Below are 24,984 nucleotides of genomic sequence, written 5' to 3' on the forward strand. Positions count from 1 at the left end.
TTTGCTTCCTCCTAAATTATGTTCAAACTTATATAGAAAGTTGATTAGACAACTGATAAAGACCTTCATCTACTTTATGTTCTCTTTGTAATGCTTCTATAATATCATGATGAACAACTTTGTTATTTTCAATTCCAACCATTAGTCCACCTTTGTTATTTAACAATAGATCAACGGCAGAAGCCCCTAAACGACTAGCTAGTACACGGTCATTAGCTGTAGGTGATCCACCACGTTGAGTATGGCCTAATACTGTTACACGAGTTGATAAGTTTAATTTATCTTGTATTTGCTCAGCATAATCAACCGCACTTCCTACACCTTCTGCCACCATGATAATGCTGTGACGCTTGCCACGTTCATGTCCACGTTGGATTTTTTCAAGCACTTCATCCATATTCGATTCGCGTTCTGGAATTAAAATACTTTCAGCACCGCCAGCTAGGCCAGCCCAAAGTGCAAGGTCACCAGCATCTCTTCCCATCACTTCAATGGCATAAATTCTTTCATGTGAAGTTGCCGTATCTCTTATTTTGTCAACTGCTTGAATAACTGTGTTCAGCGCAGTATCAAAACCGATCGTATAATCTGTTCCTGGTATGTCGTTATCAATTGTTCCTGGAACACCAATACAAGGGAACCCTTGTTCAGTTAATTTCGTTGCCCCTTTAAAAGAACCGTCACCGCCAATAACGACTAAGCCATCAATTCCATAGTTGTTCAATTGTTCAATGGCCTTCTTTTGACCTTCAGGGGTTTTGAATTCTTCAGAACGAGAAGAGTACAACATCGTTCCACCCTTTTGAATAATATCACCTACAGAGCCGATTGTTAACTCTTCAATATTACCGTTTATTAAACCTTGATAACCGTAATAAATTCCAAACACTTTAATATCATGATAAATACAACTTCTTACGACTGAGCGAATGGCTGCATTCATCCCTGGAGCATCTCCACCACTAGTCAAAACACCTATTGCTTTCATATCCACACCTCGTTTTGCTATCGATCAATTGTATATCATATTGTAAATTAAAATTTCTATAAATGCCATGCATAAGGAATTACATATTTATTGAATCAATCTTATGAAAATTCACTCTAAACCCTTATTGGCTTTACTTTTAGAAACAAAAACGGAGCTGATTAACAGCTCCATGTTTTTTAAGATTGTACAACAGTTGTAACAGCACCAATCTTTTTATACTTTTCCCAACGTTTTTCTAACAATTCTTCTGTCGGTAAGGCTTTTAGTTCTTTCAAACTATCTTCAATACACTTAGAAATATGATTAGATTGATTTTCTAAGTCACGATGAGCCCCACCTTGAATTTCTTCGACTACATCATCAATAATATTAAGTTGTTTCAAGTCGTAAGATGTAATCTTCATCGACTCAGCAGCTTTTTGTGCCAAGTTTGAGTCTTTCCAAAGTAGTGCAGCAGCACCTTCTGGTGAAATTACTGAGTAAGTAGAGTTTTCAAGCATGTACAGTTTGTCTCCTACACTGATGCCTAACGCTCCACCGCTACCACCTTCACCAATTACGATACAGATGACTGGCACTGTTAAACCTGCCATTTCACGCAAGTTTTTAGCAATAGCCTCACTTTGGCCACGTTCTTCTGCCGCCTTACCTGGATATGCACCCTTCGTATCTATAAACGTCACAATTGGACGATTGAATTTCTCAGCCTGTTTCATTAACCGTAACGCTTTACGGTAACCTTCTGGGTGTGGCATACCGAAGTTCCTTCTTAAGTTATCTTTAGTATCTTTACCACGTTGGTGTCCAATAATCGTAACAGGCTGATTACCGAATTTCGCAATACCACCAACAATGGCTTCATCATCACCGTAATAACGATCGCCATGCATCTCCATAAAGTCAGTAAAAATATGGTTAATATAATCAAGCGTTGTCGGGCGTTCAGCATGACGAGCCATTTGTACTCGATCCCAAGGTGTCATATTCCCATATACTTCTTGCTCTAAACGCTCTAAACGGTTTTCTAACGTTGCGATCTCTTCAGTTAAGTCGACATCACTTTCACTCGTAAAGCTTTTTAACTCTGCAATCTTCTGTCTTAACTCAACAACAGGTTTCTCAAATGGTAATACATGTTTCATTACTGCCCACCTCCAACATGGTGGATTTCTAATATCGTTGAGAGAGTGTCTTTCATCTCATGACGAGGGACGACACGGTCTAGCTGCCCATGCTTGAATAAAAATTCCGCCGTTTGGAAATCATCAGGAAGCTTCTCTCTAATTGTTTGTTCTATGATTCTTCTACCCGCAAAACCGATTAAAGCTTGTGGTTCTGCAAAGTTATAGTCACCTAGTGATGCAAAACTTGCGGAAACACCACCAGTAGTAGGGTTAGTCATATACGATATGAACAGCCCTCCTGCACGATCAAATCGTTCTAAGGCTACCGATGTTTTTGTCATCTGCATTAAGCTTAATACACCTTCTTGCATTCTAGCTCCGCCAGAAGCAGTGAATAAAATTAACGGTATGTTCAACTCGTTAGCTTTCTCAATTGCACGAGCTATTTTTTCGCCAACAACAGACCCCATACTTCCCATACGGAAGCGCGCGTCCATAACAGCTATTGCAGTAGGGAACCCGTTGATCGTTCCTTGTCCTGTTACGACACCTTCGTTAATTCCTGTCTTCTTTTGGTCTTTTTCAAGTTTTTGGAGGTAATCAGGAAACTCTAAAGGGTTTTCTGACACCATATCTTCATCCCACTCTTGGAATGATCCATCATCTAACAAGTAATTAATACGTTCAGGTGCTGACATTTGATGATGGTGATCACAGTTTGGGCACGTTAATAGGTTCTTTTCGATCTCTTTTCGATAATAAATCTTTCGGCAAGAGGGGCACTTTACCATTAACCCTTCTGGAACATCTTCATGTTCTTCTTGCTTGGAAATGGTGGCATATTTTCTTTTTTTATTAAACATATCCTTAATCAAGCTGATTCCTCCTTTTAGCCCTGACACTCTCAAAACATCATAACTTAATAAAAATAAAAAAACTGTCGTATTTTAGACAAGCATAATAATTTAACTACACTGTTTCTCATAAAGCGATGCGTGATGATCTAATGCTTGATTATATTGACGTTGACTAATTAGTTTAAGAAGCTCTTCATATTGAACCTGATTCACTTCTTTTGGATCAACTGTTTCAACAAAACCTGTAACTAAATGCCAAATTTTTAACAACAGTCGATTGCCATAAGCTTCAAATAACCTTAAAAACAAGTCTGTATGTATATCATTAGACTCAAACAATATGTCTTCAACTTGTGAATAATCCCACTGTTCATCAGCAAACAATTGATTTAAACAAACTTGTTCTAGTAAAAACTTCACTTCAAGTAATTCGCCTTTCGTCTTTACTTCTCGTAAAACAAAAGTCGATAACAATTCAACAGAATGATAAGGTTTATAGGTGCGTAAAAATGTGCCCTCCCCATGACGTGTCTCGATTAAGCCAAGTAACTCAATTGCACGTAATGCTTCTCGAATAGATGCACGACTGGCGTTTAATTGCTCTGATAATTCACGCTCAGAAGGCAATCGGTCTCCATCTTTTAACTCTTGCTCTTCGATGAATTGACGAATTTGGTTAAGCACTTCTTGATAAACTTTCATCTTGGATTGATTCGTCATTTTACGCACCTCATAAATATAATTAATCTTGTTTAGTTAACTGTTCAGTATGTCTTACAACATCGTCAGGGTCGACGTGTACTCTTGCAACACCTGATTCCATTGCAGCTCTTGCTACAGCTCCTGCTACAGCCGGTGCTACGCGTGAATCAAATGGTTCAGGGATGACGTAGTCAGATGACAACTCATCACCTACTAAAGATGCAATAGCTTCTGCTGCTGCCACCTTCATCTTTTCATTAATTCGTGTTGCTCGCACATCTAGAGCACCGCGGAAGATCCCTGGGAATGCTAATACGTTGTTCACTTGGTTAGGGAAGTCAGAACGCCCTGTACCAATTACACTAGCTCCCGCTTCTTTTGCATCTTCTGGCATAATTTCAGGATCTGGATTAGCCATCGCAAAAATAACGGGGTTGTCATTCATGCTTTCAACCATCTCTTTTGACAAAGCGCCACCTACTGATACTCCAATGAATACATCAGTATCTTGCATAACTTCTTCTAATGAACCTTCTTTACGATCTTTATTCGTCATACGTGCAATCTCATCTTTCACATCGTTCATACCATATGTACGACCTTCAAAAATCGCACCTTTTGAATCACACATAATCATATCTCGAACACCGAAATTATAAAGTAATTTAATAATTGCGATTCCGGCTGCACCTGCACCATTTGCAACAACTTTAATCTCGGAAAAGCTCTTGCCTGATAATTTGAGTGCATTAATTAAACCTGCAACTGTTACAATTGCAGTACCATGTTGGTCATCATGGAATATTGGAATATTCGTTTCCTTCTTTAAACGTTCTTCTATGATAAAGCAGTTTGGAGCTGCAATATCTTCTAAGTTAATCCCGCCAAAAGTAGGCTCCATAAGTTTAACAGCTTGGACAAACTCATCGACATCATGAGTATTTAGTGCAATTGGAAAAGAATCAACACCAGCAAACCCTTTAAACAATGCAGATTTACCTTCCATAACAGGTAGCGAAGCTTCTGCACCAATGTTACCTAGTCCTAATACAGCAGAACCGTCAGTCACAACGCCTACCATATTGCCTTTCATTGTATAATCATAAACCGTCTCTTTATTGTCATATATAGCTTTACAAGGTTCAGCGACTCCTGGTGAGTAAGCTAAACTTAAATCCCTAGCGTTCTTGATTGGAACTTTAGAGTGTGTTGCTAGTTTTCCTTGGTTTGCCTTATGAATGTGTAATGCTTCTGCTTTTAAGTTAGCCACTTATACCGCTCCTTTAATTTCGAAAATGGTCTGACCACTAATCGAATTTATTATAACAAATAGTGAATGCATGTAAAGTGTTATTTGAAATCGCATAATAAATTTGCACCCACTATTACACTTTACATGCTTCTATTTTAAAACGACATGCTCTTCATGAAAAAATCTTTTTAATTGACTTAAACTATCTTCTGTTACATCTATATCATAATTAGGAGATAATTGATAAACCTTTTTATACTTAATAGAATAAACAGCAATTGGAACTGTCCCTGGAAACTGATTACGAACTTGCTTAATATAGGAAAGTTGTTCTTCTTCATCCTCAGGGTGTAACTTAATGTATAACTGCTCATGACGATCTTTTGGTATAGTTTCATAATTAAAAGGCTTGATTTTTTCAACGATCAGTTGCTTCGAACCTTGTCTTTCGTCCAATCTACCATGAACGTTAACCATTTGCTCTTCTTCTAGTTCACGGCTAACTTCCCGATACACCTTAGGAAACACGACACTTTCTATTTCATTCGTTTCATCTTCTAAAGTGACAAAGGCCATTTGTTCTCCACGCTTCGTTCTAATATCTTTCATTCGACTGATCGACGCAACAATGTTGTAGTTATTCTTAACTGGTTGTTTTAACATTTGATTAATTGAGAGAACACCATTTCTTATAAGCGTACGTCTTATTTGACTAATTGGATGCTCACTAATTCTAAAACCCATGACTTCTTTTTCCAAACTTAATTCTTTTAAGATCGGGAAGGCATCAACCTTAGTGTACTCAACTTCCATATTAAATAAATCATCTTCCCAATTTAGTTGATCATCCATAGCTGAAAATAATTCACCTTGGTCCATAGCTTGTACAATTGACGCAAGTAATTGAGCACGGTTAGGATGAATATCATCAAAGGCTCCTACAATAATTAATGACTCAATAATAGGACGATTAACGACTTGTAATGAGACACGCATACAAAAATCAAAAAGGCTTTTAAATGGTTTTTGCTTACGTGCACGAATGATTTCATCTAAAGCTTGTTTTCCAAAACCTTTCACGGCTAATAACCCGAAACGAATCGTCTGTTGATCGTTCACAGTGAACTTCCCAAAACTTTCATTAACAGAAGGCGGAAGCACTCTTAATCCTACTTGCCTCGCTTCTTTTAAATAGCGTTCTAACTTATTTGAGTCATGCATCATTGATGTTAACAGTTCAGCATAAAAGTAAGCAGGATAGTTGGCTTTAAAATAAGCAATTTGATAAGAAATCATCGAATAAGCTACAGCGTGACTTTTATTAAATCCATAATCTGCAAAGCGCTCAATCCAGTCAAAGACTTGCTCTGCAACATGTTGGTCATATCCATTTTCTAATGAACCGTTAATAAATGCAGCTTTAAGCTGTTCAATAGCCTCACGATCTTTCTTACTAATAGCCCTTCTTAATAGGTCAGCTTGTGCAAGTGAAAAACCTGCCTGTCTACTTGCAATTTGCATAATCTGTTCTTGGTATATTAATACCCCATACGTTTCGTTTAAAACCGGTTTTAGGTCAGAATGGATATATTCTACAGGTGTCTTACCATGTTTACGTTCTGAGAATGTTTCAATGAACTGCATTGGACCTGGCCTGTAAAGTGAAATTACCGCTACGATATCTTCAAACTTTGTTGGTTTAATTGACTTTAACGCGTTTTTCATCCCATCTGATTCTAACTGGAATACTCCAGTTGTATATCCAAATTGTAATAGACGAAACGTTTTTTCATCCTGTTTCGGAATTTGCTCAACAGAGACCTTCTTTCCTTCTCGCTCTTCAATTTGTTTAATCATACGTTCAATTAACGTTAAGTTACGTAAACCAAGAAAGTCCATTTTTAGTAGACCTAAAGACTCTAACTCATTCATTGGCATTTGAGTTAACAATACACCTTCTGCACCTTTAAACATTGGAATCTTTTCAAGCATTGGACGATTACTAATAATAACCCCAGCAGCATGCACAGAGTGGTGTCTAGGTAAACCTTCAATGACAAAAGCCGCCTGGAACATTTCAATTAATTGTTGTGATTGCTTAATATAATGTTTTAAAGAATCATTGTTTAAGATGACTTCTTTTAGCGATGACATTTGTTGCGGCAACTGTTTTAACAAATATGTTAACTGCTCACGGCTAAGCTGGAACACTTTACTTAATTCACGGATCGTTGATTTAGCTTGGAAGGTACCAAACGTAATGATTTGTGCAACATAATTTTCGCCATATTTATTTTTGACATAGTGTAAAACTTCATCTCGTCGATAATCAGAAAAATCAATATCAATATCAGGCATTGTTTTTCTTTCAGGGTTCAAAAACCGTTCGAATAGTAAGTTATGTTTAATTGGATCAACCTCTGTAATGTTTAATAAATAAGCTACAATTGAACCTGCTGCCGAACCACGGCCTGGACCAGTTAAGATGTTTGATTGCTTCGCAAATTTAACTAAATCCCAGACGATTAAAAAGTAATCAGCGAACTGCATACTATTAATAACAGATAGCTCGTGCTCGAGACGCTCTTTTGCCTTTTGTTGTTGGGCGTCACTGTATTTTACATGTATAGCTTTATAGCACAACTCACTTAACAACTGTTCTGATGATTGATCTTTTTCATTTGGATAAGTAGGTAGTGTAAACCACTTACTTGTAATTGGGACCTCACATTGTTGAGCAATAAATTTAGTTCTATTAATTGCACCTTCCCATTGTTGAGCAAACAATGGATCGAAATCAGTAGTACGTTTTAAGTAAGTTGCCGAATCCTCTTTTGAAGACCTTTGATTAATTGTAGCGCCGTGCTCCATCGCTCTTAATGCTTCATAACCAACTCGATCTTTTTCGTTTACATAACGGACATCATCGGTCACAACGGCTTTCTCTAAATACTGTTTCCCTTCATTTTGTAACCAGCTTATGACATGTCCTTGTTGGTTTGGTTGGACGTTGATATACCATTGTTCAAATCCTTGATCAATGTAATCGACCAGCTGATGAAGTCGCTCGAAATCATTTAAGTGAATTAACTCTTCCATAAAGTTTTGATAGAAGGAAACAATCGGTATAATACCTTCTAATTCCACTAATTGCGACAATGTTGGTTGACCTTCATTAATATGTATAGCATTTGAAAGCTGAACGAGTGATTGATAACCAACCTTATCTTTCGCTAAAAGAATAAACTTAGTCGGTCGTTGCTCGTCAGGTAAATAAACATGACAAGTCATACCAGTAATAGGTTTAACGTTATAACGCTGGCAAACTTTAATAAACTGATATGACCCATGTAGCACTTCTTCATCAGTTAGAGCAATTGCTTCAAAGCCAAGCTCAGAAGCCCTCTTGACTAATTGTTCTATATGAATAGCACTTTTCATTAATGTATAGCTAGAGTGTACTTGTAAATGAACAAAGTCCATAAATTATTCACCTTCAATCATGTGAATCTATTCCATTCACTTCTTATTATACATTTCTATTGAATTCATTCACATATAAAAGCCTAAGAAATCATATAGTTTATAAGACAACCTCTACACTGAAAGGTCGTAGATTATATGGAAGAACGATTTATTGCCTCAATTATAAAATGTTTTTTTATTGCCTTTGGCGTATTAACTGGCGGTGCTTTATTTGGTAGTTTAAGCGCCTATTTAACTGGACAACCACCCATTTCTGAAATGATGTTAGCAGCAAAGAAATTAAGGATTTGGGCAATTGTTGCAGCAATTGGTGGCACCTTTGATGCGATTTCTACTTTTGAAAAAGGAATATTTGAAGCATCAACCGTCGATCTAATTAAACAAATATTATTAATCATTTCAGCTATGGGAGGGGTTAAATCAGCCCTCATGTTAATTAGCTGGATCACACAAGGGGACATTTAACATGCACATACCCCCATTTTATAAGAAAACAACGTGGCAAGCGTTTTTTATTGGAATTTTAACAGGTGTTGTCATTGGTTATATGTTTTTCTTATATGTGTATGGACAGCATACTGAAAGGTGGATTGAGGAAAACCTGACACTACGAAACGAACTAAGTCAAGTTAAACAAGAAAATGAACTGTTAAAACAAGATAAAGATGATTTAAATCGTGCTAATGAAGAAAGGTTAACCATTCAAGATATTGAGCTTAATTGGCATAACGCTGATGAGTTAGACCTTGATCGTTTCACCTTGCATGAGTTAAACGAAAACGTATTACAAGAATTGCAAACCGTTATGGGCCGAAATATCCAGTCTGTGTCTGACCAAAGAGAATTAATCATTAGAACAATTGAGAACAAACTTTACAATATTAGAGATATTAGATATCAATTAGAAGTGCATCACATTACGATTTCTACAACATTAATCATTACCATTAAAGTCCATATAACAAGTTCATAGCTTGCTTATTTGACTTTTTTTTGAAACTTTTGTCAGAAAAGCTATTTTTCTAAAGTTTTGGGGTACAATATATAGTAGAACTCCTTAAAATTAACAACAATTTGAGGGACAAATGTCAAAATGAGGTGAGTAATGTATGTTTGTTGTATGTAAAAGACGCATGGCTAATGAGAAGGTCAACAATCTAAGGAACGGTTACTCCGCTTATGCAGAAACTGAAGAACTCATCCGACTAATGAAACGTAGAATTAATTCAAACAACCTCGATATTTATGAAGATCAAACGGATATTGGTTGCTGGTTTATTCCTAGAAGTTAATACTATAATTAAGGCTGCTCTTAAAATAAGAGCAGCTTTTTCAATTACCCTTCAAACTCACGACAGACTTGATCTAAAGACTCAACTAATTGATCCGCTTCATCCCAACTAAACACTTTCGCTCCAGAAGCCATCGGGTGTCCTCCACCGTTAAATTGTGCAGCAACTTCATTGATGACTGGACCTTTAGACCTTAGACGCACTCTTATGACATCATCTTCTTCAACAAAAAACACCCATGCATGGATACCTTTTATATCACCTGCTATACCAACAAAAGTATGCGTATCATCTGCTGACACACCATACTCATCTAATAGTTCTTTAGGCAACTTAAATACTGCTAAGCCACTTTCACGTGGTTCAAGTGAACTTAATAATTCTCCTTTAAACTTGGCTATATTGATTGAGACTTGGTACATATTGTCGTACAAAGCTTTTCGATCAAAATTATAAGTGACTAATTCTTGCGCTGCATTAAAAGTCCGTTCTGTTGTGCTAGGGAATAAAAACCTTCCAGTATCGCCGACTATTCCAGCATAAAGTAGTCTAGCTGATTCTTGATTTAACGTCCAACCTTCAGATTTACCTTCTAAGTACAGTTCATAGATCATTTCACTCGTTGATGATGCATCTGTATCAACCCACATCATATCGCCATATGGCTCACGATTAGGGTGGTGATCAATTTTTATCAGTTTAGCTCCTTGGTTGTACCTTTGATCACATATGCGTTCTTCATTCGCTGTGTCACATACAATGACTAAGGCACCTTTATATTGATCATCTTCAATATCATCCAAACGCGCTAAGTAATTTAGAGAGGTATCTTCTTCACCTACAACATAAACGTCTTTATGACGATACGTTTCTTGAATGATTTTTGCTAAACCTACCTGTGACCCGTATGCATCAGGGTCAGGTCTAACGTGACGATGGATAATAATAGTGTTGTAATCATTGATGGCTTTTATAATATCTGTTTTCATTTTCAGCACCCTTTCATCGCAATACACTAGCAATTTTAATTAAAAATCGTTACAATAGACTTCGAATTGAAGTGAAAAAGGAGAGTTAACATTGCCAATCTTAATTAGCATCTTTGTTATATCAATTGTATTGTACTTATATTTTAAAGTAAGAATTTTTAACTATAAAAATCCTCTTTATATGCAATATACAAATGGTAAAGCTCGTATCGCCTTAGGGGTATTTATGGCAACATTCGGTATGAATCAATACGTAGCTTATCCAACACAAATCGTTTTATATTTAACCATTGTTTTCTTAGCTGTTGGGATCGCACAAATTGTGTTTGGTTTTAAGATCTTTAAACATTACCGTCAAGAAATTTTAAAAGTTGAGCAAACAGCTAATTAATTAACGGTTAATGAATTGGGCCATAACCATCGCTTTTCCAACGAGTTCTTCGTCTGATAATACTTGAACATCGATTTTAGCAAACTTTCTTCCCAGTTCAAGTATTTGCGGGACAATTCTAAGTTGACTTCCAATCTGGACAGGTTTCATGAAGAAGATTGATAAATTTTCAATCACCATGTCTCCTGTCTTTTCTTTTTTCAACGTTTGATTACAAGCCTCTGCTACAAATGAAGCAAACACACCGTACGAAAGTGTTCCTAACTGATTTGTCATTTGAGGAGAGATCTCTGTCGTAAAGCCACTAAATTCATCATTCGAAACGAGTTGCTTATGAATTAAGTCATCAATAGTCTCACCGATTTGCGGCTGCCTTTGACTGCTTTGCAACCCTTTAATAACATCTTGACGACTAATAACGCCTAAGAACGTGTAATCCTCATCAACAACTGGCATTAACTCAATCCCTTGCCAAACCATTGTATGTGCAGCACTAGCTAAGGATGTAGTCGCCTTTGTTACGATTGGTTTTTTTGCCATCACTTTTTCAATTTTTAAATCGATCCGCTTATTAATAATGTCTTTTGACGTAACAATCCCGACGACTTGATTTTGCCTGTTTAATACAGGATATCTACTATGCTTCGTTTGTTCGTTTAATGCATGCCAAGTAGATACTAGATCATCTTCATACAACACGTGCGTCTCATCAATCGACGTATAAATATCATCAACAATGACAATTTCTTTTTTAATTAATTGGTCATATATTGCTCTATTAATCATAGCAGCGACTGTAAACGTGTCGTATGAGCAAGAAATAACAGGAAGTTCATATCGGTCAGCTAAGCTTTTTACATAATCAGTCGTATCAAAACCACCTGTAATTAAAATGGCTGCACCTGCATTTAATGCTTTCTCTTGTGCTTTGACACGGTTACCTACAATTAAAAGTGAGCTTTTCTCCGTGTATTTCATCATAGCTTCAAGTTTCATTGCACCGATTACAAACTTATTTAAAGTTTTGTGTAAACCACTTCGCCCACCTAGTACTTGACCGTCAATAATGTTAACGACTTCTGCGAATGTTAGCTTTTCGATATTTTCTTTACGCTTCTGTTCAATTCTAATTGTACCTACACGTTCAATCGTACTAACATATCCGATGTTTTCGGCCTCTTTAATAGCACGATAAGCCGTACCTTCACTAACATCTAACTCTTTCGCGACAGCTCGAACTGAAATTTTCGTGCCAACTGGCAACCCATCTATGTAATTCAAAATTTGCTCGTGCTTTGTACTCATACACCTCACCCAATTTCTTCCGCATTCATATGTTTAACATTATACCTTGAGTTAAGCCGTTCAGCAATTGCTGTATAAATGAGAAAAACCACGCAAGTAATTTGCGTGGTTTGAACAAACTTCCTATAAGTCAATCCCATCTCCAGGTTTCATTGCATGACCTACACCTGATTGTAAAGAGTTAGCAAACGCTTCTCCATCTTGTTCAATTAATGGGAACGTATCATAATGCATTGGTACAACTCGATCAGCCTTAATCCATTCAGCCGCTAATTTCGCATCTTTAGGCCCCATAGTGAAATTATCACCAATTGGTAAAAAGGCTAAATTTATCTCGTTTAAGTCACCAATTAACTTCATATCTGAGAACAATGCAGTATCACCAGCATGATAAATTGTTTTCCCTTCCACTGTTAATAGAAGTCCAGCAGGCATTCCTGTATAAACAATGGTGCCGTCGTCTTCTGTGAATGCTGAACCGTGAAAGGCTTGAGTTAATTTAACATGCCCAAATTCAAAGTTATGCCCACCACCAATGTGCATTGGGTGAGTATTTAAGCCTTTATTTCCTAAATAGGTAGCTAACTCAAATGGAGCAACAACTAATGCATCATTGTCTTTTGCGATCTTCTCTGTGTCACCAACGTGATCGTTATGCCCGTGAGTTAATAAAATTACGTCAGCTTTTAAACCCTCTGCCTGTAAATCACAGTTATCATTACCAGAAATAAATGGATCAATTAAAATAGTGTGGTTTGATGTTTCAACTTTAACTACTGAATGACCGTGAAAAGATACTTTCATCACAATCAACCTCCTGAATTTTTTAAATTTTTCTTAAATAATTACTTCGTCATCATTCATTTATTTCCCTTTATCCGTTAAGATAACACATAAAGACAAAAAATTTTAGAGGTGGATTAAATGGAACAAAGAACTAATCAGTTAATTGAGAGCTTACAAAATAATAACTTAGAAAGTATTTTCATTACATCAAAAGCTAATGTCTTTTACTTTAGTAACCTGTACGCTGAAGCACACGAACGTTTAATTGCTTTATACATAGACGTACAAGGCAGAAAAACAATTATTGCGCCTGCTTTAGAATTGGAAGATATAAAAAATGCTGGATGGACAAGCGAGGTCATTACATACTTCGACCACGAAAACCCGTGGGAAAAGTTCGAGAAGTGGTTATCCCACTCAGGTGGTTTACCACGTAATCTAGCAATTGAAGAAGAGAACTTAAACGTTGAGCGCTTTCAACAACTGCAAAACCTAACGAAAAGCGAAGATATTCAATACGGCCAACGACTTTTGAATGAGCTGCGCGTCATTAAAGGTGACGATGAAGTTGAGATTTTACAAGAAGCTGCTCGCTTCGCTGATTTCGGTATTGAAACTGCTGTTAAGCATATTAAACCAGGTAAGACAGAGTTAGAAATTATTGCAGAAGTTGAATATGCGCTTAAAGAACAAGGTATTCGCCACATGTCCTTTTCAACATTAGTTCTTTCAGGTGCTAAAACAGCTGCTCCCCACGGGACACCAAGTACGAAACCAATAGAAGACGGAGAATTTGTTTTAATGGACTTAGGTGTCGTATATAAAGGGTATTGTTCAGACATTACACGTACAGTAGCCGTAGGGGATATTAGTGAAGAACAAGAGAAAGTTTATAACACTGTTCTTGCTGCACAACAAAACGCACTTGATGTTTGTGAGATCAACACACCTTTGGGACAAATTGACCGTGCTGCACGTAGTGTGATTGAAGATGCTGGTTACGGTGAATACTTTACGCACCGAATTGGTCATGGAATTGGCATCGATGTTCATGAATTCCCATCGATGGCTTCAAATAACGAAGATCCATTGAAGCCTGGAATGTCTTTTACCATTGAACCTGGTATATACGTTCCAGGTGTCGGAGGTGTCCGCATTGAAGATGATGTATTAATGACAGAAAACGGTCCTAAAACACTAACCAAATTCCCAAAGACACTACAGAAAGTTTAATAAACTTAAAGCCCCTTCCATTTGGAAAGGGGCTTTATTTAAGTGAATATTAATAAGTGTGCAATTAAAGCTATGATTGGTAATGAAATTAATGTACGCTGCAAGAAAATAATAAATAGTTCGTGTAATTTAACTGGAATATTAGATTTTAAAATTAACACACCAATTTCAGACATATAAATTATTTGAGCAACTGATAGTGCGCCTATAACAAATCGTGTTAGCTCACTTTCAATACTACTACCAACTACAGCTGGTAAAAACATATCTGCAAAACCAACGAGCATTGCTGGAGCTGCTGCACTTGCTTCTGGAATTCTCAACAATTCCAATAAAGGAACTAATGGGTATGATAAAACATTAAATATAGGTGTGAACTCTACCAAAATAAGTGCTATTACACCTAAACTCATGACTAAAGGAATTAACCCAAACCAAATATCTGCAACAGTCTTTAAACCGCTTTTGAATTGGTGAATGAACCCTTTAGCTTGACTTGCCTTTTGTGTCGCTTGAATCCAACCCCATTTCAATGCTGAAACACCTTCTGGACTCGCATCATTTATTTGTTTCCCGACATCTTCTCTGTAAGTGTTTTTCTTTCTTGATAATGGCGGGATTCTAGGCATAATGATAGCCGCAACTAAACTAGCAGCTACAACTGTTAAATAAAAAGGTATAAATAAATGACCGACTCCAATGACGTTAGCAATTACTAAACTAAAGGCGATTGAAGCTACTGAAAATGTTGTCGCAATAACAGCCGCTTCTCTACGATTATAATACCCTTCATCGAATTGTTTCGATGTAACTAATACACCTACTGGACCTGCTCCCATCCAAGAAGCCATACTGTCGATTGATGAGCGCCCTGGTAAAGTAAATAACGGGCGCATCACTTTATTTAATAATGAACCAATGAATTCCATTAATCCAAACTGCATTAGTAATGGTAAAAACAAACCTGCGAATAAAAACCAGGTTAATAAAACAGGGGCTAAGTCGTAAAGTACAACTTCACCAGTACCTGGTGAATTAATGATCGTCGGTCCCAAAGTCATAATTGTTAATAAACCAACTAAAAAGCCAAAACCTCGTACTATCAAACCAAGTGATGTCACTTTGAACAAGTTAGTTAAAAAGTCGCTCTTCTCTATAAATTCTATCTTCATAAATGTAGCTAATAACGACAAGATAAAAGATGCCCCTAAAAGACCAACGACAAAGTAGGGCATATGATCACTAAATGTCTCTAATAAATAATCTGCTAATAGTCCGATCCCAATTGTGTACTGTCCGTCAACAGAAATTGGAACTAAAAATAGTAAGATACCGATTAAAGATGGTATAAGAAACGTCAACTTTACTTTTAATGAATTAGACCCTTTAATATTTCCTTCAACATCATACTTTTGTTGTAATCCCCCCATAAAACTTCTCCCCTTATTTCGTTAATTCAGTCAACACTTCGTCTAATACATTAAGTCCAAAATCAATTTCTTCTTTCGTTACTACTAACGGTGGAATCATACGGATTACTTGACCCTTCTGACCACACAAGTAGTATAGGACACCTTTTTGTAAACAACTATTTAATATATCCATAACAAGATCCCCTACTTCTTGTTCACCTAAAGATTGCATTTCAATCCCTATCATTAATCCGACACCACGGACGTCCTTAATGACACCATGCTTTTCAGCTAATTTTTGTAACCGTTCAAATGCATATTGACCGACGTCTTTCGTGTTCTCTATTAAATTTTCGTTTTTAATAACATCTAGTGAAGCAATTGATGCAGCACAAGCAATTGGATTGCCACCAAAAGTTGTCGCATGAGAGCCTAATGGCCACTTAGACATTAGTTCTTTTGAAGCAACTGTAGCACTTAGCGGCATGCCTGCAGCTATTCCTTTAGCAATTGCCATGATGTCTGGTGTTACTCCAAACGTCTGAGCTGCAAACCATTCACCTGTTCGTCCAAAACCTGTTTGCACTTCATCAAAGATCAGCAGAATCCCGTGACGGTCACAAATTTCTCTCATTTTTTGCAACCAACCTTTTGGTGGAATGACATATCCACCTTCACCTAGTACAGGTTCAACAATCATACAAGCTACTTCTTCTGCTTCAACTTGGTGATTGAATAAGCTCTCAGCTGCTTCTTCTAGTTGATTGGCAAAATAAACGTCTGGATCTTCATCAACAGGACAACTACTTGGGTCTGCATATGGTAACTGATATGTTAACCATGAAGGTTGTAGAAACTTGCGGTACTTACTGTTAGAAGTCGAGACACTTAAAGCACCTACTGTACGACCATGAAAACAACCCGTAAATGATATAACGTAAGGACGTTCTGTAGCATGCTTCGCTAGCTTGATCGCACCTTCAATAGCTTCGGTTCCACTATTTCCAAAGAAGAAATTATCTAGTGGTTCAGGTAGTACGGATTGTAATTGCTCTGCAAGTTTAAGAATTGGCTCATATATAATGACACCCGATGGTCCATGAACTAAATGGTCTGCTGAATCTTTAATTGCTTGAACGACTTTAGGGTGTCTGTGCCCAACATTTTCAACAGCAATTCCTGAAGTGAAATCTAAATACTTCTCTCCGTCAATTCCGTAATAATAGCACCCCTCAGCTTTTTCAACTGGAAGGTTCGGGTGGTCTTTAGCCATCCCTGGAGCTAAATAATCTCCAATCGATTCTGTTAACTTCACCCAACTTTGATCTTGGTGCATATAGATCCTCCTAAACCTTTAAATACTTTGTCTTTTGATATTTTATAATAATACATATTTATGCATAAAAATTCAATAGCATGTATTAATTTTTTTATGGTTACTAAAAAGAACATAAAAAAAGTGACCCCATTAAAGAGGTCACTTTCCGTTGATTATTTTTGTGAACTTAATTTTATAGTAAATCGTTTAAATCTTTATACTCTAACTCATGTGCATCAGCTACAGCTTTGTATGTCACATAGCCGTCAAGTGTATTTACACCTTTAGATAAGCTAGCGTTATCTAGAACGGCTTGCTTGTACCCTTTATTAGCTAGCTGCAATGCATATGGTACTGTTACATTTGTTAACCCAATTGTTGATGTTCTAGGAACTGCACCGGGCATGTTAGCAACAGCATAATGGAGTACACCGTGCTTTTCATAAGTTGGGTTATCATGTGTTGTAATACGGTCACTTGTTGCAACAATTCCACCTTGGTCAATCGCTACATCAACAACGACTGATCCAGGGTTCATCTGTTGAATCATTTCATCTGTTACAAGCTTTGGTGCCTTAGCTCCTGGGATTAACACAGCACCAATTAACAAGTCAGACTCTCTCACATGTTCTTCGATATTTAACGGATTAGACATAACCGTCTTAATTTGCTTACCGAAGATGTCATCAAGTTCACGCATACGCTCTGGACTTAGGTCAATTATTGTAACGTCAGCACCTAAACCGACTGCAATCTTAGCTGCGTTAGTCCCGACTACGCCACCACCAATAATTGTTACTTTACCTCGTGTAACACCAGGAATACCACCTAATAAAATTCCTTTTCCACCACGAGATTTCTCTAAAAATTGAGCTCCAATTTGTGAAGCCATTCGTCCAGCTACTTCACTCATAGGTGTTAAAAGCGGTAATGTGCCTTGAGCAGATTCAACTGTCTCATAAGCAATTCCGATTACTTTCTTCTCAGTTAGTGCTTTAGTTAACTCCGGCTCTGCTGCAAGGTGAAGGTATGTAAATAAAATTTGACCTTCATAGAAGTAATCATACTCCTCAGGCAGTGGTTCTTTAACTTTCATAACCATTTGCTGGTCCCATGCTTCCTTAGCAGTCGACACTATAGTAGCGCCAGCTTCCTTATATTGTTCATCCGTGAAATTCGATCCTTCGCCTGCATTTGTTTCAACATAAAGTTCATGCCCAGCTTTTATTAAGGACATAACACCAGCAGGAGTTAAGGCAACACGGTTCTCATTATTTTTTATTTCCTTTGGTACACCTATTTTCATAATTAATCCTCCAATGCTAAAAGTTATTAAATTTATGTAACCGCTTTAACTATAACATGATATATAAAAAGTGGAAACTAAATTTACAAATGACGGTGAATCACATCTAGGCCCCCTGTAACTTCAACGACTGTACCTGTGATCATATCAGAGTCTTCATCACTTAGATGGGATACAACCCTTGCGATATCTTCACCTGTACCAGGCCTGCCAATCGGTGTTTCTGTTTCAGTAATTTCTCTAGCATTTACAATATCCGCTTCCTTCATATCATCAACGATTTTTCCTGGAGCGATCATGTTCGCGGTAATTCTATTCTCCGCTTCTTCTAATGCTACTGTCTTCATTAGCGAAGCTAGTCCAACTTTAGCTGATGCAAAAGCCGATCGATAAATCCAACCAGAACTATGGTCAACACCTTGAAACCCTAAGAAAACGATTCTACCGTACTGTTGTTTTCTCATAATCGGTAAGCAACGCTTCAATAAATAAAACGAAGCATCGAGATTTCCCCTCACCATCTCATTCCACTCTTGGTCTGTATAATCAAACAGTTTTTTTCGCTCAAATATATACGGACCAGCATTACTAATTAAAGAATCCACACGTCCAAACTTTTCGTATGCTTGATCTACTGCTTCATTAATTGATGATACGTCCATCGTATCTAACTGAACAATATGTAAACGATGTTGATACTCTGCCAATTCATCTAATAATGCTTCAGCTTTCTCTCGATCACTTCTATATGTAGCTGTTACACTATAACCTTTTGTTAATAACGCTTCTGTCATCTTTTTGCCTAAGCCTTTTGTTCCTGCAGTTACAATTGCATGTCTCATTTAAAGGCCTCCAATCATTCTTTGCCTACCTTTTTATTTTACCATGATTATTTTGGAAAATGAACGAAACAACTTTAAAGTCTATATTAATATTAGTATGAATATTCAGATAATAATGGTACAATACAATTAATTAGACAAGGAGGTGTCTTGATGGCATTTGAATATCATGACATTGTCATTGCGGTAGATGGGTCTAAAGCGTCTGAATATGCTTTCTTAAAAGCAATCGACATCGCCAAAAGAAACCATGCCAAACTCATTATTTCTCACGTAGTTGACACCCGAGTATACTCAACAATCGAAGCGTACGATCGAAGCGTTTCTGATCGTGTGCAAAATGATGCTCTTGAACTTTTACGAACTTACCAAACACGAGCTGAAGAAGCTGGCGTCGAAAATGTGGTGACTGACCTTGAACATGGTTCTCCAAAAGTGAAAATTGCTAAAGAAGTTGCTCCACGACATAATGCCGATTTAATTATTTGCGGTGCTACAGGTATGAACACCGTTGAACGTTTCTTTATTGGCAGTGTTTCTGAACACATTACACGCTATTCAAAGGTTGATGTGTTAGTTATTCGTCCAGAAGATTCTAAATAAAAAAATGGGGGTGAGATACCCCCATTTTTTAATGATGACGTTCTTGAATAGCTCGATATTGATAAAATCGTTTAGCAAAGTCACTTACACTTTTAGCCGTCTTATAATTGACCGTTGCACCAATCCCAACACTAATTAACGGAACACCTTGGAATAGCTTTTTGCGGAACATTAAAATGGCAATTGTCTTAAATACATTTCTTAAAGGTTGCTCAATCCACGACGAGTTCGTGAGTTGTTTTTCTTGTGACATTAATCGATCATATTGCTCAATATCTCCTTTCAACTCTTCCCAAGCCTCATACTGAAGTCGTTTTGGTAAGGCACCTGCGTGTAATACTTTAAGAGCTACTACCATTTCAATAGGGTTGTGCATGTTATACCCATAACTCGTTCCTACTAATTGCACTGTTCTCAAATTTAACCCGATCATCATCGGTAAGTCGACACCTAGCAATAACCAGCCACCAGCTCCTGTTGCTCCACCTTGAACAAATGAATATACACGATTACGAGCAACTTGTTGATCTGATAAGTAGGTTAACTTCTCAATTGATAACTTTCTTAAATCTTCAATTTGTTGAATATCCTCATCATAAGTTCTGCCGACTTGTAGAATACGGTTGTAAGCTTCAGCTTGTGCATTAGTCCCTTGTAAAAACGTATACGTATACAAAAGCCATTGATCAATACTTTCAAAAAACTTACGTTGAACCGGTTTCGGTAACTTATTAAACTGATCTTGCACCCACAGTTCATACACTTTTTCAAAATCATTTGATACATAGGAAGACACTTCACGTTCCCAACGTTCGATCTCCTTTAAGACGCGTTCCTCTCCCATTAAAACACGGCTCCTTTATCGGTCATTCTTAAACCACTGATCGATTTGTTTAATAACATTGTTCGTTGCATGAACATCTTTAAATGAAGGTAGTTGTGCTAGCATGACTTTCTTCGGATCTCTTGTACCTTCACCCTTCTTTTGTAACACTAATATGCTTCTTGAGAATTTTTCATCTTTAAACATTGTTTTCGGCAATTCTAACACACCAACAATGTGAACTTGATCTTTTAAGAAGGCCTGTAGTTGCTCTTTCTGTTCACTTTCAAAAAGAAAGCTAGGTACAACAAAGAATAAGTACCCTCCTTCTTTAATATACTTTACACTTTGTTCTATAAATAAATGGTGTGCAAAAGAATGTCCTTCTTCTGCTTTTAACTCGTAAGAACTTGCCGTTTGGTCATCAGGATAATAGCCAACTGGTAAATCAGATGCTACAACATCTACTGGCTCTAAAAGGATTGGTTTCAAGCTATCTTGATGGAAATATTCAATCTGACGTTCTTGTAAATTCGTATTATTAAATGCTAAGCGAATTAAGGTAGGATCCACTTCACTTCCGTAAGTATCTACAGTTAAGTGTTCTTGTTGATTTAAAATGGTCAGTAACAGATTACTCGAACCACAAGCAGGGTCAAATAAACGATATGACTGTTCCCCTTCTAAGAACTTATTAATAAGATAGCCAACAAATACGCCAATTGTATCAGGAGTAATATAGTGGTGCTGTTGAGTAGCACCTTTCATTCCTTTTAAAATAGCTAACTGCATCGCTTTACGTCTAGCTTCACGATCATACTGATTAAATTGTATTTGATTGACCTTATCTGTTAACTGCTTTTGATAAGTCGGTTCAAGGTCTTCAGGGACCTGTTGTTCAAATAATAAATTACTACTCGCTATTAATGCTTCGATATAAGGTGTGTTTTCTTCCTGCTCAATGATTGTACTTGTTTCATCTAACCAATTGAACAACTCGTTTATTTGTTGCTCCATCAAAGTCCCTCCGTCACTATTTTATACACTATTCATTTTAGCAAACTTGTCGGGACTATGATAGTTTCAGCGCTTTAGTCAGGCGTATTTGTTGTTCCATAATGGTTTGTATGTTTGTTCTGCTGGACCATATGTTGAATTTTCTCAACTGCTTGAGGCGCTAAATCAATTAACTTCTCAACAATATGAGTCCCTTCATCTAGATGCACCATTTTTACATCGTGTGATCTGACAATTAAAAAAGCAATTGGTGTAATAGATACACCACCGCCAGCACCTCCACCGTAAGGCATATTAGACTGCGATGAATCGTCATGGTTTCCTCCTGAGTTATTAAATTCACTACCACCAGAAGCAAAACCGAAACCGACTTTAGATACGGTCAAAATAACCGCAGATTTGTCTGGTGTTTCAATTGGATCTCCAATGATTGTATTGACATCAATCATTTCTTTTAAGTTTTCCATTGCTGTTTCCATCATATTATGAATTGGATGCTCGCTCATTTCCATTCCACCTCTTTAATTTTTGATATTGCCACGCTATAGATAACGCATTACGCATAATTTGACCGATTCTGATTGATAATATGCATTCCAGCTCGGACTGAAGGGTCGGTTTTTGATAATTTGGTCTAACTTCAAATTCGGGATTATAATCACTTTGCATTAGAACAACCATCCAGTGACATCCCATACTTTTTAATGAATAAGCTGTCCCAACTAGAACAGCTGTTTGATTAGCTGCTTTAACACCTAATTCACTCACCCACTTAAAGTGGTGTAATCGGAAGGCTCTAACAACATTTAACACGTGTGGTACAACATCTCTTGTAGTATCAAATACTTTTTGTATGATGTGATATTGTTCTTCCATGTATTGAGGGGTGTAATGTTTCTCTTTATCTGGGACTTGATGATTTAACATTTCATCTTTTTCTACAATATCTAATGACAAATCACTGTTAAGGTCTATAACTGGTATAGATCGACGAAACACTTTTATGTTCATCCATTTTACAGTTATAAAGATGTCATTCTGCTTGTTCGCATATGTAGCCATCAATTCAACGGTTACTTTGCTAAACAGAATAAAAATAATCGTAATTAATATAATGACTAGTATACCCCCAACAATAACCAACAAAATTCACCTACCTTCTAGTTTTATATTCAGCTTAAATTGGTAAATTATACATATGATTTTTTTGTGACAGTCTAATCTCAATTAAAAACCCTTTCAGCTAATTACAGCTAAAAGGGTAACAATACTTAAATTATATTAATTTATTTTATATTTACTGCTTGATCGTCATAAACTACTCTTCCATTGACAATAGTTTGATTTACTTTTATCTCATCAAGTTTTGACTTCTCAACTTCAAACGGATCTTTGTCTAACACTACGAAATCTGCAAAATGTCCTGGACTAATCTTGCCTTGAACATGATCTTTATTTATTACTTTCGCTGGATTCACAGTATAAAGTTTAATCGCCTCGTAAACAGATAACGACTCATCTTCTAAGTAGACATTACCATCGAACATTGAACGACGATTAACTGATGCAGCAATTCCGTTTATCGGATTTACTTCTTCAATAGGAGCATCAGATCCACCTGCACATAATATTCCTTCTTCTAAGTAAGTTTTCCAAGCATACGAAGTTTTGATCAATGAGTAACCAACTCTTTCAATTGCCCATGGAAAATCAGAAGACACAAATGTTGGCTGGATATCAATAACAATAGGTAGCTGCTTCATACGTTCTATAAGATCTGAACGCATTATTTGTGCGTGAATTATTCGATCTTTTAAGCCTTGTTTAGGAGGATTAGCTGCAATGGCATTTAACACTTTCTCTGTTGCCAAATCTCCTATAACATGAACAGCTACGGCCATGTCATAACTTCTTGCTTGTTGAATCAGCTTGTCTAAATCTTCATCAGAATGAATCGCTACGCCATTTGTTGATTGATCATCATGATAAGCTTGAGAAAGAAGTGCAGTCCTTCCTCCTAATGCTCCATCAACAAACAATTTCATAGCCCCAAATTCTAACCAATCATCAGTAGTATGACCCTTTCCTTGATCTTCAACATAATCCTCTACAATCTCATGATGGACTAGTAAATGGGCACGGAAACGCTGATCCTTTTCAACAGTATTTTGAAAAGCCTGTACTGTTTTTTCATACCCACCATAATAGCTTAAGTCCTCACTATGACCGCTGACTAAACCATATGATAATAAATCATCAACCGAAGCATTGATTGCACGCTCTAAATAGGCTTGGTCTGGTTCAGGCATTGCTTCTTTTAACAATTCTTGAGCTTGGTCATGAAAATAGCCTGTCAACCGTCCTTGGTCATCCTTTTCGATTACACCACCATCAGGTTCTTCAGTCAGTTCATCAATCCCTGCAAGCTCCATTGCTCTACTATTTGCTACCATTGCATGACGACAAACACGTGTTAAAATGACTGGATGATTTGGACAAATAGCGTCTAATTCATCACGATGAATCACGTCCGGTTCTTCCCAATTGTTTTCATTGAACCCTTCTGCAATCAACCATTTATGATCGGCTAATGATCGGGAATATTCCTCTACTTTATTAATAAGTTCTTCTCTTGATTGAGCATATGTAATATCTAACCGAATTAAACGCTCACCATGTCCTATAATATGTAAATGACTATCGATGAATCCGGGCAGCATAACACCATCAAAATACACTTGCTCTGTAACCTTTTCTTTATACTGGTCCATCAATTGATCAACTGTGCCTACATCAGCAATTTTTCCATTAACTTCATAGATAGCTTCAACACTTTCCCCTTCACGATTCATTGTATAGATTGTACCACCATACCAAATTTTCCCCATATTAAGTCCTCCCATTTTAGACATATGAAAAGGGCAGCTTGATTGACTGCCCCCTCCACCATTCTATACCGGCTGTAAAAACATACACTTTTAAATCTAAAAGTTGTGATCATCGTTTTTACAACTGATTAGAATGTCATAAAGCTTCAATTCACTATTTATTGTTTTCTACTTAGTGCATTTGCTGTTGCGCTTGTTGTACTAAACGCTTTGTAATCTCGCCACCTACAGAACCGTTAGAACGAGATGTAGAATCTGGACCTAGTTGTACACCAAATTCTTGAGCGATCTCAGTTTTCATTTGGTCTAATGCAGCTTGTACGCCTGGTACTACTAAGTTGTTAGAGTTGTTGTTAGCCATTTCTTT

25 protein-coding genes are annotated in these 24,984 nt (G+C 37.0%); 6 read left to right on the forward strand and 19 right to left on the reverse strand.

Going from position 1 to position 24,984, the window contains the following annotated elements; genetic code table 11:
- Positions 1-28: 28 nt before the first annotated feature.
- The 6 genes from pfkA to dnaE all read right to left on the reverse strand — a co-directional run bounded on the left by pfkA (position 29) and on the right by dnaE (position 8,409).
- On the reverse strand, positions 29-988 hold the full coding sequence (pfkA, locus tag AHA02nite_RS08255) for a 6-phosphofructokinase (RefSeq protein ID WP_146816216.1): 960 nt from the start codon (positions 986-988) through the stop codon (positions 29-31).
- A 179-nt stretch (positions 989-1,167) separates the two neighbouring features.
- Positions 1,168-2,133 (reverse strand): acetyl-CoA carboxylase carboxyl transferase subunit alpha, encoded by a 966-nt coding sequence (gene accA / locus AHA02nite_RS08260; protein WP_146816218.1) that lies wholly within the window; start codon positions 2,131-2,133, stop codon positions 1,168-1,170.
- Entirely contained in the window at positions 2,133-2,990 is an 858-nt protein-coding gene (accD, locus tag AHA02nite_RS08265; protein ID WP_146816220.1) for an acetyl-CoA carboxylase, carboxyltransferase subunit beta, read from the reverse strand. Before accD ends, accA begins: the two co-directional genes overlap by 1 nt.
- Before the next feature lie 90 nt (positions 2,991-3,080).
- A complete protein-coding gene (locus tag AHA02nite_RS08270) occupies positions 3,081-3,692 on the reverse strand; it encodes a FadR/GntR family transcriptional regulator (protein WP_146816222.1) in 612 nt (203 codons plus the stop codon).
- 22 nt (positions 3,693-3,714) lie between these two features.
- On the reverse strand, positions 3,715-4,944 hold the full coding sequence (locus tag AHA02nite_RS08275; RefSeq protein WP_146816224.1) for an NAD(P)-dependent malic enzyme: 1,230 nt from the start codon (positions 4,942-4,944) through the stop codon (positions 3,715-3,717).
- A 132-nt stretch (positions 4,945-5,076) separates the two neighbouring features.
- Positions 5,077-8,409, reverse strand: coding sequence for a DNA polymerase III subunit alpha (gene dnaE, locus AHA02nite_RS08280; protein ID WP_146816226.1), 3,333 nt, complete (start codon positions 8,407-8,409; stop codon positions 5,077-5,079).
- Between the two features lie 138 nt (positions 8,410-8,547).
- Between dnaE and AHA02nite_RS08285 the strand changes: the two genes are divergently transcribed.
- The 3 genes from AHA02nite_RS08285 (at position 8,548) to AHA02nite_RS08295 (ending at position 9,704) form a co-directional block, all read left to right on the forward strand.
- On the forward strand, positions 8,548-8,877 hold the full coding sequence (locus tag AHA02nite_RS08285) for a YtrH family sporulation protein (RefSeq protein WP_146816228.1): 330 nt from the start codon (positions 8,548-8,550) through the stop codon (positions 8,875-8,877).
- Position 8,878: 1 nt separating this feature from the next.
- Positions 8,879-9,385: a sporulation membrane protein YtrI gene (gene ytrI, locus AHA02nite_RS08290; RefSeq protein WP_146816230.1), complete on the forward strand. Its 507-nt coding sequence runs from the start codon at positions 8,879-8,881 to the stop codon at positions 9,383-9,385.
- A gap of 136 nt (positions 9,386-9,521) precedes the next feature.
- A complete protein-coding gene (locus tag AHA02nite_RS08295) occupies positions 9,522-9,704 on the forward strand; it encodes a hypothetical protein (RefSeq protein ID WP_146816232.1) in 183 nt (60 codons plus the stop codon).
- 44 nt (positions 9,705-9,748) lie between these two features.
- Here the strand turns inward: AHA02nite_RS08295 and AHA02nite_RS08300 are convergent, their stop codons facing one another.
- Positions 9,749-10,693: a DHH family phosphoesterase gene (locus AHA02nite_RS08300; protein ID WP_146816234.1), complete on the reverse strand. Its 945-nt coding sequence runs from the start codon at positions 10,691-10,693 to the stop codon at positions 9,749-9,751.
- Between the two features lie 91 nt (positions 10,694-10,784).
- On the opposite strand from AHA02nite_RS08300, the gene AHA02nite_RS08305 reads away from it, so the two are divergent.
- A complete protein-coding gene (locus AHA02nite_RS08305) occupies positions 10,785-11,084 on the forward strand; it encodes a YtpI family protein (RefSeq protein ID WP_146816236.1) in 300 nt (99 codons plus the stop codon).
- On the opposite strand, the gene AHA02nite_RS08310 is transcribed toward AHA02nite_RS08305, so the two are convergent.
- Together AHA02nite_RS08310 and AHA02nite_RS08315 are read right to left on the reverse strand one after the other, a co-directional pair.
- On the reverse strand, positions 11,085-12,389 hold the full coding sequence (locus AHA02nite_RS08310; RefSeq protein WP_146816237.1) for a DRTGG domain-containing protein: 1,305 nt from the start codon (positions 12,387-12,389) through the stop codon (positions 11,085-11,087).
- Positions 12,390-12,512: 123 nt separating this feature from the next.
- Positions 12,513-13,193 (reverse strand): metal-dependent hydrolase, encoded by a 681-nt coding sequence (locus AHA02nite_RS08315; RefSeq protein ID WP_146816239.1) that lies wholly within the window; start codon positions 13,191-13,193, stop codon positions 12,513-12,515.
- 120 nt (positions 13,194-13,313) lie between these two features.
- On the opposite strand from AHA02nite_RS08315, the gene AHA02nite_RS08320 reads away from it, so the two are divergent.
- Entirely contained in the window at positions 13,314-14,408 is a 1,095-nt protein-coding gene (locus AHA02nite_RS08320; RefSeq protein WP_146816241.1) for a M24 family metallopeptidase, read from the forward strand.
- A 38-nt stretch (positions 14,409-14,446) separates the two neighbouring features.
- Here the strand turns inward: AHA02nite_RS08320 and AHA02nite_RS08325 are convergent, their stop codons facing one another.
- The 4 genes from AHA02nite_RS08325 to AHA02nite_RS08340 all read right to left on the reverse strand — a co-directional run bounded on the left by AHA02nite_RS08325 (position 14,447) and on the right by AHA02nite_RS08340 (position 19,286).
- On the reverse strand, positions 14,447-15,838 hold the full coding sequence (locus tag AHA02nite_RS08325; RefSeq protein ID WP_174758187.1) for a YjiH family protein: 1,392 nt from the start codon (positions 15,836-15,838) through the stop codon (positions 14,447-14,449).
- Between the two features lie 13 nt (positions 15,839-15,851).
- The gene (locus AHA02nite_RS08330) at positions 15,852-17,156 is read right to left on the reverse strand and encodes an aspartate aminotransferase family protein (protein WP_146816243.1); all 1,305 of its coding nucleotides are present in this window, start codon (positions 17,154-17,156) and stop codon (positions 15,852-15,854) included.
- A gap of 175 nt (positions 17,157-17,331) precedes the next feature.
- Complete coding sequence (ald, locus tag AHA02nite_RS08335; protein ID WP_146816245.1) at positions 17,332-18,444, reverse strand: alanine dehydrogenase; 1,113 nt, start codon at positions 18,442-18,444, stop codon at positions 17,332-17,334.
- An 83-nt stretch (positions 18,445-18,527) separates the two neighbouring features.
- Positions 18,528-19,286, reverse strand: a complete 759-nt coding sequence (locus AHA02nite_RS08340) for an SDR family oxidoreductase (RefSeq protein ID WP_146816247.1) — start codon at positions 19,284-19,286, stop codon at positions 18,528-18,530.
- Between the two features lie 153 nt (positions 19,287-19,439).
- Here AHA02nite_RS08340 and AHA02nite_RS08345 point away from each other — a divergent pair, with 153 nt between their 5' ends.
- Positions 19,440-19,889, forward strand: a complete 450-nt coding sequence (locus AHA02nite_RS08345; RefSeq protein ID WP_146816249.1) for a universal stress protein — start codon at positions 19,440-19,442, stop codon at positions 19,887-19,889.
- A 28-nt stretch (positions 19,890-19,917) separates the two neighbouring features.
- On the opposite strand, the gene AHA02nite_RS08350 is transcribed toward AHA02nite_RS08345, so the two are convergent.
- From AHA02nite_RS08350 to AHA02nite_RS08375, 6 genes are all read right to left on the reverse strand, one after another.
- Complete coding sequence (locus AHA02nite_RS08350; protein ID WP_146816251.1) at positions 19,918-20,733, reverse strand: EcsC family protein; 816 nt, start codon at positions 20,731-20,733, stop codon at positions 19,918-19,920.
- Positions 20,734-20,748: 15 nt separating this feature from the next.
- Positions 20,749-21,729 carry a class I SAM-dependent methyltransferase gene (locus AHA02nite_RS08355; RefSeq protein WP_146816253.1) on the reverse strand — a complete coding sequence of 327 codons (981 nt, stop codon included), beginning with the start codon at positions 21,727-21,729 and terminating at the stop codon, positions 20,749-20,751.
- 74 nt (positions 21,730-21,803) lie between these two features.
- Positions 21,804-22,235: a GerW family sporulation protein gene (ytfJ, locus tag AHA02nite_RS08360; protein WP_146816255.1), complete on the reverse strand. Its 432-nt coding sequence runs from the start codon at positions 22,233-22,235 to the stop codon at positions 21,804-21,806.
- Positions 22,213-22,872 carry a DUF2953 domain-containing protein gene (locus AHA02nite_RS08365; protein WP_146816257.1) on the reverse strand — a complete coding sequence of 220 codons (660 nt, stop codon included), beginning with the start codon at positions 22,870-22,872 and terminating at the stop codon, positions 22,213-22,215. Before AHA02nite_RS08365 ends, ytfJ begins: the two co-directional genes overlap by 23 nt.
- Positions 22,873-23,015: 143 nt before the next feature.
- Complete coding sequence (locus AHA02nite_RS08370; protein WP_146816259.1) at positions 23,016-24,617, reverse strand: amidohydrolase; 1,602 nt, start codon at positions 24,615-24,617, stop codon at positions 23,016-23,018.
- Between the two features lie 172 nt (positions 24,618-24,789).
- On the reverse strand, positions 24,790-24,978 hold the full coding sequence (locus tag AHA02nite_RS08375) for an alpha/beta-type small acid-soluble spore protein (protein WP_017186443.1): 189 nt from the start codon (positions 24,976-24,978) through the stop codon (positions 24,790-24,792).
- Positions 24,979-24,984: the final 6 nt, after the last annotated feature.

The organism is Alkalibacillus haloalkaliphilus (assembly GCF_007991275.1).
In the GTDB taxonomy this organism is placed as follows: Bacteria; Bacillota; Bacilli; order Bacillales; family Alkalibacillaceae; genus Alkalibacillus; species Alkalibacillus haloalkaliphilus.